General features: G+C 54.8%; 11 protein-coding genes and 1 pseudogene. 4 read left to right on the top strand and 8 right to left on the bottom strand.

Translation table 11 applies throughout. From position 1 onward, the window contains the following. Positions 1–201: 201 nt before the first annotated feature. The 3 genes from actP to acs all read right to left on the bottom strand — a co-directional run bounded on the left by actP (position 202) and on the right by acs (position 4,223). Positions 202–1,854, bottom strand: coding sequence for a cation/acetate symporter ActP (gene actP, locus NYE85_RS02915; RefSeq protein WP_259002841.1), 1,653 nt, complete (start codon positions 1,852–1,854; stop codon positions 202–204). Next, a complete protein-coding gene (locus tag NYE85_RS02910) occupies positions 1,851–2,162 on the bottom strand; it encodes a DUF485 domain-containing protein (RefSeq protein ID WP_259002840.1) in 312 nt (103 codons plus the stop codon). The genes actP and NYE85_RS02910 overlap by 4 nt, the downstream gene beginning before the upstream one ends. Before the next feature lie 102 nt (positions 2,163–2,264). Next, positions 2,265–4,223: an acetate--CoA ligase gene (gene acs, locus NYE85_RS02905; RefSeq protein WP_259002838.1), complete on the bottom strand. Its 1,959-nt coding sequence runs from the start codon at positions 4,221–4,223 to the stop codon at positions 2,265–2,267. Between the two features lie 1,112 nt (positions 4,224–5,335). On the opposite strand from acs, the gene NYE85_RS02900 reads away from it, so the two are divergent. Both NYE85_RS02900 and NYE85_RS02895 read left to right on the top strand, forming a co-directional pair. Next, positions 5,336–5,983 carry a carbonic anhydrase gene (locus NYE85_RS02900; protein ID WP_259002836.1) on the top strand — a complete coding sequence of 216 codons (648 nt, stop codon included), beginning with the start codon at positions 5,336–5,338 and terminating at the stop codon, positions 5,981–5,983. Next, complete coding sequence (locus NYE85_RS02895; protein WP_259002834.1) at positions 5,961–7,439, top strand: SulP family inorganic anion transporter; 1,479 nt, start codon at positions 5,961–5,963, stop codon at positions 7,437–7,439. Before NYE85_RS02900 ends, NYE85_RS02895 begins: the two co-directional genes overlap by 23 nt. Before the next feature lie 73 nt (positions 7,440–7,512). Here NYE85_RS02895 and NYE85_RS02890 read toward each other — a convergent pair whose 3' ends face one another. The 5 genes from NYE85_RS02890 to NYE85_RS02870 form a co-directional block, all read right to left on the bottom strand. Further along, positions 7,513–8,196: an outer membrane protein gene (locus tag NYE85_RS02890; protein WP_259002832.1), complete on the bottom strand. Its 684-nt coding sequence runs from the start codon at positions 8,194–8,196 to the stop codon at positions 7,513–7,515. A gap of 34 nt (positions 8,197–8,230) precedes the next feature. Then, the gene (locus NYE85_RS02885; protein WP_259002830.1) at positions 8,231–8,728 is read right to left on the bottom strand and encodes a heme-binding protein; all 498 of its coding nucleotides are present in this window, start codon (positions 8,726–8,728) and stop codon (positions 8,231–8,233) included. A 137-nt stretch (positions 8,729–8,865) separates the two neighbouring features. Next, the gene (locus NYE85_RS02880) at positions 8,866–9,486 is read right to left on the bottom strand and encodes a response regulator transcription factor (RefSeq protein WP_259002829.1); all 621 of its coding nucleotides are present in this window, start codon (positions 9,484–9,486) and stop codon (positions 8,866–8,868) included. Continuing rightward, complete coding sequence (locus NYE85_RS02875; protein ID WP_259002828.1) at positions 9,486–10,802, bottom strand: sensor histidine kinase; 1,317 nt, start codon at positions 10,800–10,802, stop codon at positions 9,486–9,488. The genes NYE85_RS02880 and NYE85_RS02875 overlap by 1 nt, the downstream gene beginning before the upstream one ends. Beyond that, a complete protein-coding gene (locus NYE85_RS02870) occupies positions 10,766–10,888 on the bottom strand; it encodes a hypothetical protein (RefSeq protein ID WP_259002826.1) in 123 nt (40 codons plus the stop codon). The genes NYE85_RS02875 and NYE85_RS02870 overlap by 37 nt, the downstream gene beginning before the upstream one ends. Positions 10,889–11,414: 526 nt before the next feature. Here NYE85_RS02870 and NYE85_RS02865 point away from each other — a divergent pair. Continuing rightward, positions 11,415–11,861, top strand: a pseudogene (locus NYE85_RS02865) ((2Fe-2S)-binding protein); the annotation flags it as partial. A gap of 158 nt (positions 11,862–12,019) precedes the next feature. Beyond that, positions 12,020–14,287 carry a xanthine dehydrogenase family protein molybdopterin-binding subunit gene (locus NYE85_RS02860; RefSeq protein WP_259002824.1) on the top strand — a complete coding sequence of 756 codons (2,268 nt, stop codon included), beginning with the start codon at positions 12,020–12,022 and terminating at the stop codon, positions 14,285–14,287. Positions 14,288–14,315: the final 28 nt, after the last annotated feature.

The following is a 14,315-nucleotide window of genomic DNA, read 5'->3' as shown; positions in this document are numbered from 1 at the left end:
CCGCTGGCGGCGGCCCCTCAGGGGTGAGTCTCAGGATGAGACGAATATTGCAGGACACTGCCAGGCATCAAATAAAGCAACAAGCCCTACGCGCAAGCGTGGGGCTTTTTGCATTGGTGCGTCTACGGACAATGGCGGTTCAATCAGTAAAAAAGGCCCCGCAGGGCCCTGATTGGTGTTTTGATGGCTCTGCGGCAGTAATTAATGCGCGCTGCCTTGTGAAATCCCCAGACCGGTTTGCGAGCGAACGAACTGAGAGCGGAAACGCTCGCGTTCCTGCTGACCTGCCAGCGAACTGTCGGTGACTGAAAACAGCCAGGTGCCGACGAATGCGACAATCATCGAGAACAACGCCGGGTATTCATACGGGTAGATCGCTTTCTCATGACCGAGTATTTGTACCCAAATCGTCGGGCCAAGGATCATCAGGATCACCGCGGTCAACAGACCAAGCCAGCCACCGATCATCGCACCACGGGTGGTCAGGCGTGACCAATACATCGAAAGGATGATGATAGGGAAATTACAGCTGGCAGCAATGGAGAACGCCAGACCGACCATAAAGGCAATGTTCTGCTTTTCGAACAGAATGCCTAACGCAATGGCAACGATCCCCAGCACAATGACGGTGATTTTGGACACGCGCAGTTCATCACGCTCGGTAGCCTTGCCATCTTTGATAACGCTGGCGTACAGATCGTGGGAAACTGCCGAGGCACCCGCCAGCGTCAAGCCCGCGACCACGGCTAAAATAGTGGCGAAGGCCACGGCAGAAATAAAGCCAAGGAAGAAATTGCCGCCGACGGCATTGGCCAGGTGCACCGCTGCCATATTGGTGCCGCCGAGCAGTGCGCCGGTCGCGTCTTTAAACGCCGGATTGCCACTAACCAGCAGAATTGCACCGAAGCCGATGATAAACGTCAGAATATAGAAGTAACCAATAAAACCGGTCGCATAGAAAACGCTTTTACGCGCTTCTTTTGCATCATGTACCGTGAAGAAGCGCATCAGGATATGTGGCAAGCCTGCGGTACCAAACATCAATGCCAGACCAAGCGAAAGTGCTGATATCGGGTCGGAAACCAGCCCTCCGGGGCTCATGATGGCAATACCCTTGGGATGTACTTTCACTGCTTCGGCGAACAGGGTATTGAAGTCAAAATTAACCGACTTCATCACCATTAGCGCCATAAAACTGGCGCCAGACAGCAGCAGAACTGCCTTGATAATTTGTACCCAGGTGGTGGCCAACATACCGCCAAACAAAACGTACAGTACCATTAAGATACCGACTAAAATGACCGCAATATGATAGTTGAGGCCGAATAACAGCTGAATGAGCTTGCCTGCGCCAACCATCTGGGCGATCAGATACAGAGCGACAACTACCAGTGAGCCACAGGCAGACAGCGTGCGAATTGGCTTTTGTTTCAGGCGATAAGACGCGACATCAGCGAAGGTGTAGCGACCCAGATTACGCAGACGTTCGGCGATCAGGAACAAAATGATCGGCCAGCCAATCAGAAAGCCAATGGAGTAGATCAGCCCATCGTAACCCGAGGTATACACCAGCGCTGAAATCCCAAGAAACGACGCAGCGGACATGAAGTCGCCGGCGATCGCCAAACCATTCTGCAAGCCGGTAATGCGTCCCCCGGCAGTGTAGTAGTCCTGGCGGGAACGGGTGCGCTTGGAGGCCCAATAGGTGATATACAGCGTAGCGCCAACGAACAGCAGGAACATCACGATGGCCTGGATATTCAAAGGCTGACGCTGAACCGCGCCGCCGATGGCGTCCGCCTGGGCCAGGCCAGGCAATAACAGCAATGTTACCGCAGTGAATAAACCCCTCATTGTTTCACCTCGCGCAGTACTTCCGCGTTCAAGCGGTCAAATTCACCGTTGGCGCGGAAAACATAAATCCCCGTCAGGACAAACGAAATAACGATCAGCCCGACGCCGATTGGAATGCCGCGCGTAATGGTTGAGCCGGCAGCGATAGGAGTTCCAAGCCATTGTGGATTAAAGGCGATTAAAAAAATAAAACCGACATATAACGCCAGCGTTATTAACGACAGCAGCCAGGCAAAACGGCTGCGTTTGCGCACCAGCTCCTTGAAACGCGGGTTTTGCTCAATCCCTTGATAAATGGTGTCATTCATCAGAGTGTCTCCAGTAGGTATTGATAGCGGACGCCGCGCATACCCAAGGGTATCAAGCCGTTCATCCGGCAATTGGCGATGAACGGCCCGAAGCGGCGGAAATTATGACGGTACTTTCATTGATTGTTTTTCTTCTAACAGCTTGTCGACTACGGCTGGATCCGCCAGCGTTGAGGTATCCCCCAGGTTGCTGGTATCGCCAGCAGCAATTTTGCGCAAAATGCGGCGCATAATTTTGCCCGAGCGGGTTTTAGGCAGCGAGTCAGTCCAGTGCAGTACGTCCGGCGTGGCGATTGGCCCTATTTCCTTACGCACCCAGTTGCGTACTTCGGTATACAGCTCCGGCGTCGGTTCTTCCCCGTGGTTTAACGTGACATAGGCATAAATTGCCTGCCCTTTGATGTTGTGCGGTATGCCAACCACTGCCGCTTCGGCGATTTTTGGGTGGGCCACCAGAGCCGATTCGATTTCTGCGGTTCCCAGACGGTGACCCGATACGTTCAGCACATCGTCGACCCGTCCGGTGATCCAGTAGTAGCCGTCTTCATCACGACGGGCGCCGTCGCCGCTGAAGTACATGCCTTTAAAGGTGGAGAAATAGGTTTGTTCGAACCGCTCATGATCGCCGAACAGGGTACGTGCCTGGCCAGGCCAGGAATCGGTGATCACCAGATTGCCTTCGGTGGCACCCTGCTGCGGGGTACCGCTGTTGTCAACCAGCGCCGGTTGTACGCCGAAGAATGGACGCGTAGCAGAGCCGGCTTTTAGTTCGGTGGCACCCGGCAATGGGGTGATCATAAAACCGCCGGTTTCGGTCTGCCACCAGGTATCCATAATCGGGCATTTAGCGTTGCCGATCTTGTTGTAATACCATTCCCAGGCTTCGGGGTTAATCGGTTCGCCGACCGAGCCCATAATACGCAACGAATCGCGTTGGGTGCCTTCAATGGCTTTGTCACCTTCGGCCATCAGCGCGCGGATGGCGGTGGGGGCGGTATACAGAATATTGACCTGATGTTTATCCACCACCTGCGACAGGCGGTTAACGCCAGGATAGTTAGGCACACCTTCAAACATCAGGGTGATGGCACCGCAGGCCAGCGGGCCGTAAAGCAGATAGCTGTGGCCGGTAACCCAGCCAACGTCGGCGGTACACCAGTAAATATCACCGTCGTGGTAATCGAAGACATATTTAAACGTCATGGCTGCGTACACCAGATAACCGCCGGTGGTATGCAAAACGCCTTTAGGTTTGCCGGTAGAACCGGAGGTATAGAGAATGAACAACGGATCTTCGGCGTTCATCTCTTCCGCAGGGCAGTCGGCGGAGACGCCGTCAATCAGATCATGCCACCATAAATCGCGCCCTTGCTGCCAGTAACCCGCTTTACCGGTGCGTTGGAACACCACCACATTACTGACGCTTTTTACGCCCGGATTTTTCAGTGCCTCATCGACGTTCTGCTTCAACGGTACCGAACGGCCGGCACGCAGGCCTTCGTCAGCGGTAATCACCAGGCGGGAGTTGGAGTCGATGATACGCCCGGCTACCGCTTCCGGTGAAAAGCCACCGAAGATAACCGAGTGCACGGCACCGATACGCGCGCAGGCCAGCATGGCCACGGCGGCCTCCGGCACCATTGGCATATAGATTGCCACCACATCGCCCTTTTTAACCCCAAGGTTCTTCAACACGTTGGCGAATTGACAGACATCGTGATGCAGCTGCTTATAGGTGACATGTTTGGATTGTTCTGGATCGTCACCTTCCCAGATAATGGCGGTCTGATCGCCGCGGCTAGCCAGATGGCGGTCCAGGCAGTTGGCCGCCAGGTTCAGGGTGCCGTCCTCGAACCAGCGAATGCTGACGTGGCCGGGATCGAAAGAGGTATTTTTCACCTTGGTGTAGGGTTTGATCCAATCGACAATTTTGCCATGCTCGCCCCAAAATGCCTCTGGGTCTTGCACAGACTGTTGATAATATTGCTGATATTGTGCCGGATTGATCAGGGCGCGTTCCGCAATTGCGGCAGGAATAGCGTGTTTGTGCAGTTGGCTCATAGCTTTTCTCCTTGAAGTTGTTAATAGTATGTCAACTGAAGGTTAAGTATAGTTTGCTATGATTCTTTGTTTCTTTTTTGCGCGGCAGATCACGCAACGAAGATATTGATTTGTAATAGTTACTGGCGAAATTGATGACGATATCCACTGACTTGGCAGTAAAAACTCCATGAATATGTCGTTTTTAACCAAACTGCCATTATGAATAACCAAATGTTATATGGTTGGTGAATACATTGAATCAAAAGATGGCAACGATTCGGTTATTACTTTTCTGTGCGCTGAAGAAATAAGAATTCCCTAAAACATTTATTTTCTGTATCTGACCATTCCGCCATAACTGGACGCTAAAATAATAATTATAATTAACCCATTGTTTTATATTACTTTATTTATATCGTTAACCACAGCTCTGGCGATGAAGTGCTAATATTTGACAGTTAAATAATTCGCTAGCAAATAATATTTTCCTGCTATTTTAGCTATTAGACCATTATCGTTACCCCGTCTTCTTTTATCCTGGCCAACATGGCCGAGCCTGACGTTTTACCTTCTCGCGCATTGTCTTGCTGTCGCTGATGGCGAAAGTACAGGCTGGCTTATCATCCTCGGTTGTCCGCATCGGATTGCTACTGTCCTGGCAGCGAAGCCCCGCAGAGATCGGTGTCACACATTTCTATACAAAGGAACATCTGCCTGATGATGTTAAAACGGAAAGGTTAACTTAATATTAATCTCTGTTAATTATTTCAATATCCGCTATCGCGTGAGGGTTTGACAGCATAATCAACTAGCAGAAAATCCGCAGTGTAAAGTTTCTTCAGTGAGTGGTTACTTTACTTTTTTAATACTCTCGTATCATTTTATTTAGCTTTAAAATCAAAAGCATTTTGTCTTTTTGATAAAAGTTCCCGCATTTTTTTACTTGCCTTAATGGCTATCGGCTCTATTTTTAATAAAAGGACTTTCCTGATGCAGGAAGTATCCTGCATGGGGTAAAGAAACCGTGTATCAGCTTCAAGCCTTCATCAACATCATCAGATTTACTAATGTTATCGGCCCTGGGCGGGTAGGTATAAACCTGTTTGTCCCCCAACAGAGAGAAGCACGTCGTGACGATACTCAAACCCCTTTTAGCGAGAAACCGAAGCTGGGCGTTACAGCAGCGCCAGCGAAATCCCCACTACTTTCGCAAGCACGTTGCCGGCCAGCAGCCGCAGGCGTTATGGATTGGCTGTTCTGACAGCCGTGTACCCGCGGAAGTGCTGACCGGCGCTCACCCCGGCGAACTTTTCGTTCATCGTAATATCGCCAATATGGTTTTGGAGGATGACGATAGTCTGATGAGCGTATTGCAATACGCGTTGGACTATCTGCACGTTTCCGCCATTGTGCTGTGTGGGCATTATGGCTGCGGCGGCGTGCAGGCGGCGGTGAATCTGCCGAATATGCCGTTATCGCAGGAAGACAGCGCGCTGGCGCGTCGAATGGTGCATTTACGACGCTCGCTGGCCAGCGAACTGCAGCATTATCAGCAGGCAGAGGACGATGAGACGACGCGATTAAATCGTTTGATTGAGGCCCACGTGGTCACGCAAGTTGGCCATCTGATCGCCAGCCAACCGGTACGACAGGCGTGGGAGCAGGGTAAGACGTTGGACGTTTTCGGTTGTGTTTATGATTTACAGGACGGACATCTGAAGGAATTGGTTCATCAGGACAGTATGGAGGCAAGCCATGAACTTAAGCACTCTGCGTAATGACATTCCTGCCGGGGTGGTGGTCTTTCTGGTAGCGCTGCCGCTGAGTCTGGGTATTGCGCAGGCCAGTGGGCTGCCGCCGTTTGTCGGCCTGCTGACCGGGGTGATTGGCGGCATTGTGGTGACGATGCTCAGCCCGTCGCGTTATGCGGTCAGCGGCCCGGCTGCCGGCCTGGTAACCATCGTGGTCGGCGCGATGGAAACCCTCGGCTCGTTTTCCCTACTGTTGGTCGCGTTGATCATGGCCGGCGCGTTACAGCTGATTTTTGGCCTGTTGCGTGCCGGACGCTGGATCTCGCTGGTGCCGGGAACGGTGATCCAGGGCATGCTGGCGGCAATCGGTATTTTGCTGATTATGCAGCAACTGCCGGTGGCTCTAGGCTATCAGGGCGAAGAAAGCCTGAGCGCGATGCTGGCGGCCGGCACGGATCTGCTGTCGCCAGCCTCGGCATTGGTGGCGTTGGGTGCCTTGTTTATCATGTGGTTGTGGACCACTGCACCGATTAAGCGCATCAAATTGATGAGCTATGTGCCTGGCCCGCTGGTCGCTGTTCTGTGGGGCAGCCTGGCGGTCATTTTTGGCGATCGTCTGTTACCGGAAAGCATGGGCAGCATGCCGCGCATTGCCTTGCCCCGCTTTGACAGCGTCGATGAGCTGGGCGCGCAGTTGAGCAGGCCGGATTGGCAAGGCGCATGGCGTAACCCGTCGGTATACCTGATTGCCGTGACCTTGGCATTGGTGGCAAGCCTGGAAACGCTGCTCAGCCAGGAAGCGCTGAAGAAATTGAAATCGCAAACTCCAGCCCCGTCGCCGAATAAAGAAATGCGTGCGCAGGGCGTGGGTAATATGCTGAGCGGTTTTCTTGGTGGTTTACCGATTACTGCGGTTATTGTGCGCAGCTCGGTGAACGTCAACGCCGGGGCGCGCAGCAAAGTATCAATTCTGCTGCATGGCGTGCTGTTGCTGCTGTGTGGGCTGTTCTTCAGCGATCTGTTGAATACCATCCCATTGGCCAGCCTGGCAGCAGTATTGTTGTATACCGGTTATAAGCTGGCTTCGCCGGCGCTGTTCGTTACGCAGTGGCGTATGGGATTGCCACAGTTCGTGCCGTTTATCGTTACCGTTGGCGGCATTATCGTGTTTGGCATGCTGGCGGGGATCGCGGTGGGGTTGATGGCGCAGTTGTTGTGCAGCACCTATAAGAGTCACCACAATGCGTTGCAACTGACGCGTTATGACGATCATTACGTGGTGCGTTTTCACCAGAACCTGACCTTCCTGCACAATCCGCGTTTACAGCTGCTGTTGGCGCAGATCCCGGATAACTGCGTGGTTATTGCCGAGCATGACAATGCCGAATACATTGACCCGGACGTTCGCGCCATGCTGGCGGACTTCGGTGCCAGTGCGGCGACCCGGGGTATTACCTTAAGCCGATGGCCGGTCCAGATATAGCCAATTCCCCCATGCGCACAGGCGGATGGGGGGATTTGTCAGCAGCGAGCCTGCCATAAGTTTGCACGTTTACTTAGAACAGATAACGCACGCCGAGGGTAAATTCGTTGGATACCAGACGGGCCTTCATTTGCTCATCTTTCAGTCCCCGGGCATTGGCGAATGTGTTGTAGCCGCTTTCTATTTTTCCCATGTCGACGTAACGGTAGCCTAAATCAACGTTGAGCCGTTCGAGGGGCGCATAGCTGACGCCGCCGCCGATGGCATAGGTAAAGTTGCTTTGACTGGTCGAGTCATATTCGCGGGAAGGTACTCCCTGCCAGCCACCTGCCTTGATTTTGCTGATCCCAACCCCGGCGGTGGCAAAAACAGAAAAGTCATGACCCAAAGCATAGTCGCGGTAGACGTTCAACATCAGGCGTTCGACGTTGGTTTGCAAGTGGTTGTCACTGTTGGCAAAGGTACTGGACCCGCTGGTGTATTCCGTTTTTTGCCTGAAGGTGTACTCCCCTTCGGTTCGCCAGCCATTGCCGTACTGGTAGCCTAGCGCAATGGCTGCGCCTCCCAGGTGCTGTTTCTCTTTGCCGCCAACGAACTGCCCCACACCCGGACGGCTGCTGGTGTCCATGTCTTTGGCACGTTGTTCAATCTGCAGGTATTTCGTCGACCCGTAATAGCCTTCCGCACTTTCGTTGGCCAGTACGCTGCCTGCGGTCAGCATCAGCGGTAAAATGGCAAAGATGGGTTTGATGGTCATGGGCTCCCTCCTGGAAAATAATGTGTGGCCGCTATCAACCGGCGCTGAGTTCAGCCTGGCTGCCTTTCAGCGCTTCAAGCGCACAATTTTGATCCAGATGGCCGCCAGGCGCGCCGCCTATGCCGATGGCGCCAATGGTTTGTTCACCCACTTTCACCGGCACGCCGCCGGCCAGCAGCAGGAAGCCGGGAATGTCACGCAGATTTGCCGCCCCGGCATTAGCCTGGGCACTTTTCATCACGGCGTCGGTGGCGTTTTTGGTGGTCAGGGCGGTGAAGGCTTTCATGCGGCTGGCTTCAACCGTATGTGGGCCGGCGTTATCCATGCGTTTGATGACCAGCGGGGTGCCGGCGCGATCGACAACGGTGACGGCCACGTTGTAGTGGTCGGCGCTGCAGGATTGTATGGCGCGCTGGGCTAATTTATCGGCCAGTTCGAGAGACAGGTTTTTTTCATTCAGAATGCCAGCCGCCGCACTGCTAAAGGAAATGACGCCGCCGAGGGCAATGGCGCTTAAAATAATGTGTTTCATCGTAGTCTGCTCCATGGTTTCCACCGTTGATGCCGGAATAATAAAAGGTGGGCGGCAAGCAGACTATTGATGTGAATACCTAGCTCTCTAGGTATTTTTACCTAGCATCGATGCACCAGGGCGATGGGTACGTACGATTAATCATTTTTGATCGGCGTTATCTCGCCATAGGTATTTAACAGCTTCGGCAGGGAGTTAACCTCGAGCTTGGCAAAAATATTGGCGCGGTGCGCTTCAACGGTGCGTGGCGACAGAGAGAACTGACGGGCAATCTCCTTGTTCGAATATCCCTTTATGATAGTTTCAAAAATATCATTCTCGCGAGCGGTGAGCGTGGCGAGCCTGGCTTGCAGCAACAGCCGTTTTTTCTGTTGTTCCTGGCCGATTTTCTGCTGTTCCATGGCGGCGCCGATCGCTTCGAACAACAGATCGGCGTCAATCGGTTTGGTGAGAAATTCAAACGCGCCATTCTTGAAGGCGCGACGGCATAGATCGATATTCGCATGGCCGGTCATGATGATTACCGGGATGGTTAATCCTTGCTGCCGCCATTCATCCAGCAGAGTCAGCCCGGTTTTTCCCGGCATGCGGATATCCAGCAGCATGCAGCCGGCCAGGGCGGATAAGTCATCGGCAGCTTGCTGAAACAGCTGGGCGCTGCCGTAGGCATCGGTTTGCCAGCCGACGGTAGCCAGCAGCAGGCTTAATGAGCTGCGAATAGCCCGATCGTCATCGATGAGATAAATGCGTTGTTCCATCATGCCACCTGTGTTGTCAGCGGAAACCAAAGCGTGAAACGGGCACCGTATCCTGCCACATTTGCGACTTCGATTTTGCCGTTGAGTCGCTGTATCAGCGTATCCGCCAGCGCCATGCCCAGACCAATGCCGTGGGCACGGGTGGTGAAGAACGGCATAAATACCTGTTGCAATGCCTGTGGCGTCAGCCCAGGCCCACCGTCAGTCAGGGTTAATGTCATGCCGTCGTCATCGCTGGTGGCATGCAGGGTGATCCAGGCGGTACCGGGCGCGTTATCACACTGTGCCTGGATCGCGTTACTGACAATATTATGCAGAATCTGCTCTATCCATAGTGGCGGGGCGAACAGTGGCGGTAAATTATCGGGGATATGACTGCTCACCCGCACTTTCTGGCTGTGAAGTTCGTTGTCCAGCAAGGTGATGATTCGTGACCACAGCGAACGCAAGTCAACCGGCTGATAGTCGGTCTGTTCACTGTCCAGCCTTTGACGAAACTGGCGCAGCAAGGTATCGATACGTTTGATCTGCACTACTGCGGCATCCAGCAATGCCGGCACCTGCGTGCCTTGCTGCTGTTTCATCAGGCGGATTGCGGTTTGGTTATAGCTGAGGATCGCCGTCAGCGGTTGATTCAACTCATGCACAATGCCGGCCGCCAGCTCTCCCATGGTATTCAGCCGGGTCAGTTCGGAATAGTGCGCGCGCAGGTCGGCAATATCGCGTCGGCGCTTGTTCATTTGATATTGGCTCATCAGATAAAGCAGCAGCGCCCAGCAGGGAGCGGGAGCCAGGATGGTTAGCCAGGGGAGGGCGGCCCAGTGCGGATCGTCGCCGACCGCCAGCACAAACGGCTGCGACGGGCTGGCAATGGTCTTATCCCAGAGCCAATAGTGCGAACCCGCCTCACCCTGTTCAAACAGGGGCTCGTTATTCCAGCGTAGGGCGAGGTATTGGAACGGCTTGGTTTCCGGCAAGGTATTGAGCAGTGTTTTCAGATCGATCAGTAACGACAGCCGGGTGAAGTTGAGCCAGTAGCGTCCCTGTCCTTCCAACACCATCGGCCGACGCGGTTCAAGATTGGTGTGTTGCCGCCAGCGAACGATCTGCGGCAGGATTTTCTGTACCTCCTGCGCGTCCTGGCTTTCCGGCAATAGCGGGATAATCGCGTCATGCTGGGACAGCTTGACGGTGATCTCGCGGTAAAGAATGCGGAAATCGGCGCTTTTCTCTTCATACTGCTGTTGAAGAAAATAGGTGGCCAGCCCAGCGCTGGAAATCAGCGTGAGCAAGAGCCAACTGACGATCTTAACCATGCTTCATCCATTTGGTTGCCTGGCAGCAGCTTGACGTTAAGCACATCGCCGGGCAACACCGCCAGCAATACGCGGGTATCCATCATGCACAGATATCATGTAGTTGTCATCTCTACGACGATTCATTAGCCAGACTTATAAACTTTATAAGTATTCATAAACTAGTCGCCGGAGCTGGGCTGGGCGATGATTAAACCCATCAATAACAACAGCGAGAATATTGCCTCGTCAGCACGCAAGCCGGCAGACAGCCCGATGAGGCTCATGCGGCGTTGCGCCCGCGCCAGGGGATTTAGCACTGCATGCGCTTCGGGTAACGGGGGGTATTCCCGCAGCTATACTCACTCAAGTGATGCGCTCTTCCGGGGCGATTGAGCCTCTTTCCACCATCGCGGCGAATTCACCGCCCGCACTAACGCGTTTAACAAAAAAGCTCGCGGCTGCCTGCCCGCAGCGACCGCAGGTGGACCGAGCTTTGCACTACGCCTATCAGGCAACATTGCGTTGGATTCTCGCCATCGGCAAGGGAGAAGTGCCATTCGTCGATTGCGCAGCCAACGGGTAATAAATTTTCATAATGTGTAAACCGACCGCCTCAGGCAGGGGACAGTAATGAAACTTCAGATTAATGAAATGAGCTATGAGGTGGATGCCGAGGCGGATACGCCGCTGTTGTGGGTGATCCGCGACGATCTTGGCCTCACCGGCACAAAATATGGTTGTGGGCTGGCGCAGTGCGGTGCCTGTACCGTGCTGGTTGATGGCGTCGCGGTACGTTCCTGCGTAACGCCGATTGAGGGCGTAGCGGGGTGCACTATTACCACTATCGAGGCGATAGAGTCGGACGAGGTCGGCAAACGGCTGGTTCATGCCTGGATCAGACACCAGGTTCCCCAGTGCGGTTACTGCCAGTCTGGGCAGGTGATGGCGGCGGCCGCGTTGCTTAAACAGACCCCGCACCCTTCGGATGCGCAAATTGCGGCGGCGATGAGCAACCTGTGTCGTTGCGGTACCTATAACGCCATCAGCGCAGCGGTGCACGAGGTGGCTACTGCGGTAACGACGTCAGACGGAGCCGCTGGCAAGGGGGAGAAACAGACACGGACGCCGCCGCAGAGCGGCGCGGCTGTTCCGACAGGCGCGCTGGCGCTGACGGAAGATGAAGTGCTCCGCCGGCAGTCACAGTCCGGGCGCGTGAATGATGAGGAGAGCGGGGTATGACAAAAGTGAGCGATAGTCATCACCGCGAGTCCTTCCCTACGGGAGAGCCGGTGAATATTTCCAGACGCCGTTTTCTGTTGGGCTCGGCGGGGACCATGGCGGGGGCGTTGGTGCTCGGCTTTGGCTTGCCGGTACGCCAAGTTCGCGCTCAAACGCCGGGCAACAGCGCTGCGCCGGGCACTCGCGTTCCGGCATTTTTAGAAATTCGCCCTGACAACACCATTCGTTTGCAAAGTCCCTTTATTGAAGGTGGGCAAGGGATCTTTACCGGAATGGCGCAAATCGTTGGCGAAGAGCTCGACGCCGAACCGGCGAGCTTTATCGTCGAAAATGCCCCGCCAGACGCCGAGTACACGGTCATGGAAAACGGCCTGCGTATCACCGGCGGCAGCATGTCGGTACGTATGAGCTATGCGACCATGCGTCGGCTGGGCGCTCTGGCACGCCACATGTTGCTGCAAGCGGCAGCCAGTCAGCTCGGTGTGCCGCTTGCTACTCTGACGACTGAGCCTGGAAAGGTCATTCATCAGGCTTCGGGCCGCTCTCTGAGCTATGGGCAACTCGCGCCGCGGGCGATGGAACTACCGGTGCCCGACCCTGCCAGCGTGACGCTCAAGGATCCGAGCCAGTTCCGCTGGATAGGGAAACCGGTACCCCGTTTGGACGGTTACGATAAATCGACCGGCAAGGCGATCTACACCATCGATGTTCAGGTTGAGGGCATGTTGCACGCCGCGGTACAGCATGCACCACGACTTGGTCTGACCGTTGGCAACATTCGCAACGAACGGCAGGTCACCAGCATGAAGGGAGTGCACTCGGTGCATCGCCTGGAAGGGGCTGTGGCGGTGGTGGCTAAACGCTGGTGGACAGCCAAACGTGCGGCAGAATCCTTGCAGGTGGATTGGAACGATCCGGGAGCTGAAGCCTCGGTGCGCTATATGCCCGCCGATTTTTCTAGCGCGGCCTTTAACGACCGTCTGGCGAATGAGCCCGGGGCGGGCCAGGACGCGGAGACTGAAGGGGATGTGCATCAAGCGCTGACCAACGCGCATCAGGTGGTCAGTGCAACCTACCGCAGCCAGTATCTCAATCACGCCCAGTTGGAGCCGCCCGCTGCACTGGCGCGCTTCAATCCCGATGGCACATTGGATCTGTGGCTGCCTAATCAGGCGCCGGGAATGTTCCAGGCTGACGTCGCAAAAATAACCGGACTTGGTCTGGAACAGATCCACATCCACTCGCCATTGCTCGGTGGCTTCTTTGGCCGCCACTTTCTGTACCCCACCGCCACGCCGTACCCGCAGGCCATACAGTTGGCAAAAGCGGTCGGACAGCCGGTAAAACTGATCTGGAGTCGTGAAGAAGAGTTTCTGCGTGACGTGCTGCGTCCGATGGCGGCAGTTCGATTTCGTGGTGGTCTTGATGAGCAGGGGCTGCCCGTTGCTCTGGAGGCGATCAGTGCCACCGAAGGCCCAACCGAAGGGGTGGCCAACAAACAGGGGGACGCCCTGGATCCCACGGCGCTTGAGGGTTTGTCCGGCAAGGCTTATGCGATACCGAACAAGCGTGTGGCCCAGTTGTATGTGAAAAACCCGGTGATGCTGGGTTACTGGCGCTCGGTCGGCAACTCGATGAATGACTTTTTATATGAGACGTTTCTTGATGAGCTGGCGGATAAAGGAGGGCAGGATCCTTTTGCGCTGAGGATGCATCTGCTGAAGGGAAACTCGCGCTTGAGCAATCTGCTGCAAGCCGTTGAGGCATTATCCGGCGGTTGGAAAAGAGGTCCCTTCACGGCAGAAGATGGGTCTCGCCGCGCCCGAGGTATCGCGATGGCCTCGCCATTTGGCACAGAAGTTGCGGTGATTGCCGAAGTCTCTATCGAGCATGGACAGGTCAAGGTCCATGACATCTGGCAGGCAATCGATCCCGGCAGCATCGTCAATCCGGCATTGGTGGAAGCACAGGTAAACGGTGCCGTCGCATTGGGGCTTTCGCAGGTGCTGCTTGAAGAAACCGTTTATAAAAACGGGATGCCGGTGGGGCGAAATTACGACCTGTATCCGATCCTGCCACCTCATCGCATGGCTCGCGTGCATGTACGTATTATCGAGAGCGGGGAAAAGATGGGCGGCATCGGCGAGCCGCCCTTGCCGGCGGTTCCCCCTGCGGTGGCGAACGCCGTTTCCCGCTTGACGGGGCAGCGTATTCGCAGCATGCCACTCTCGCATTACAACTTCGATAGCGAGAAAACGTTATGAGGGAGAGCGACAAATGAGGATATCCAGA

The sequence above is a fragment of the Serratia sp. AKBS12 genome, from assembly GCF_024793895.1.
Taxonomy (GTDB): Bacteria; Pseudomonadota; Gammaproteobacteria; order Enterobacterales; family Enterobacteriaceae; genus Serratia_F.
This window is presented reverse-complemented; position numbering and strand designations above follow the sequence as displayed.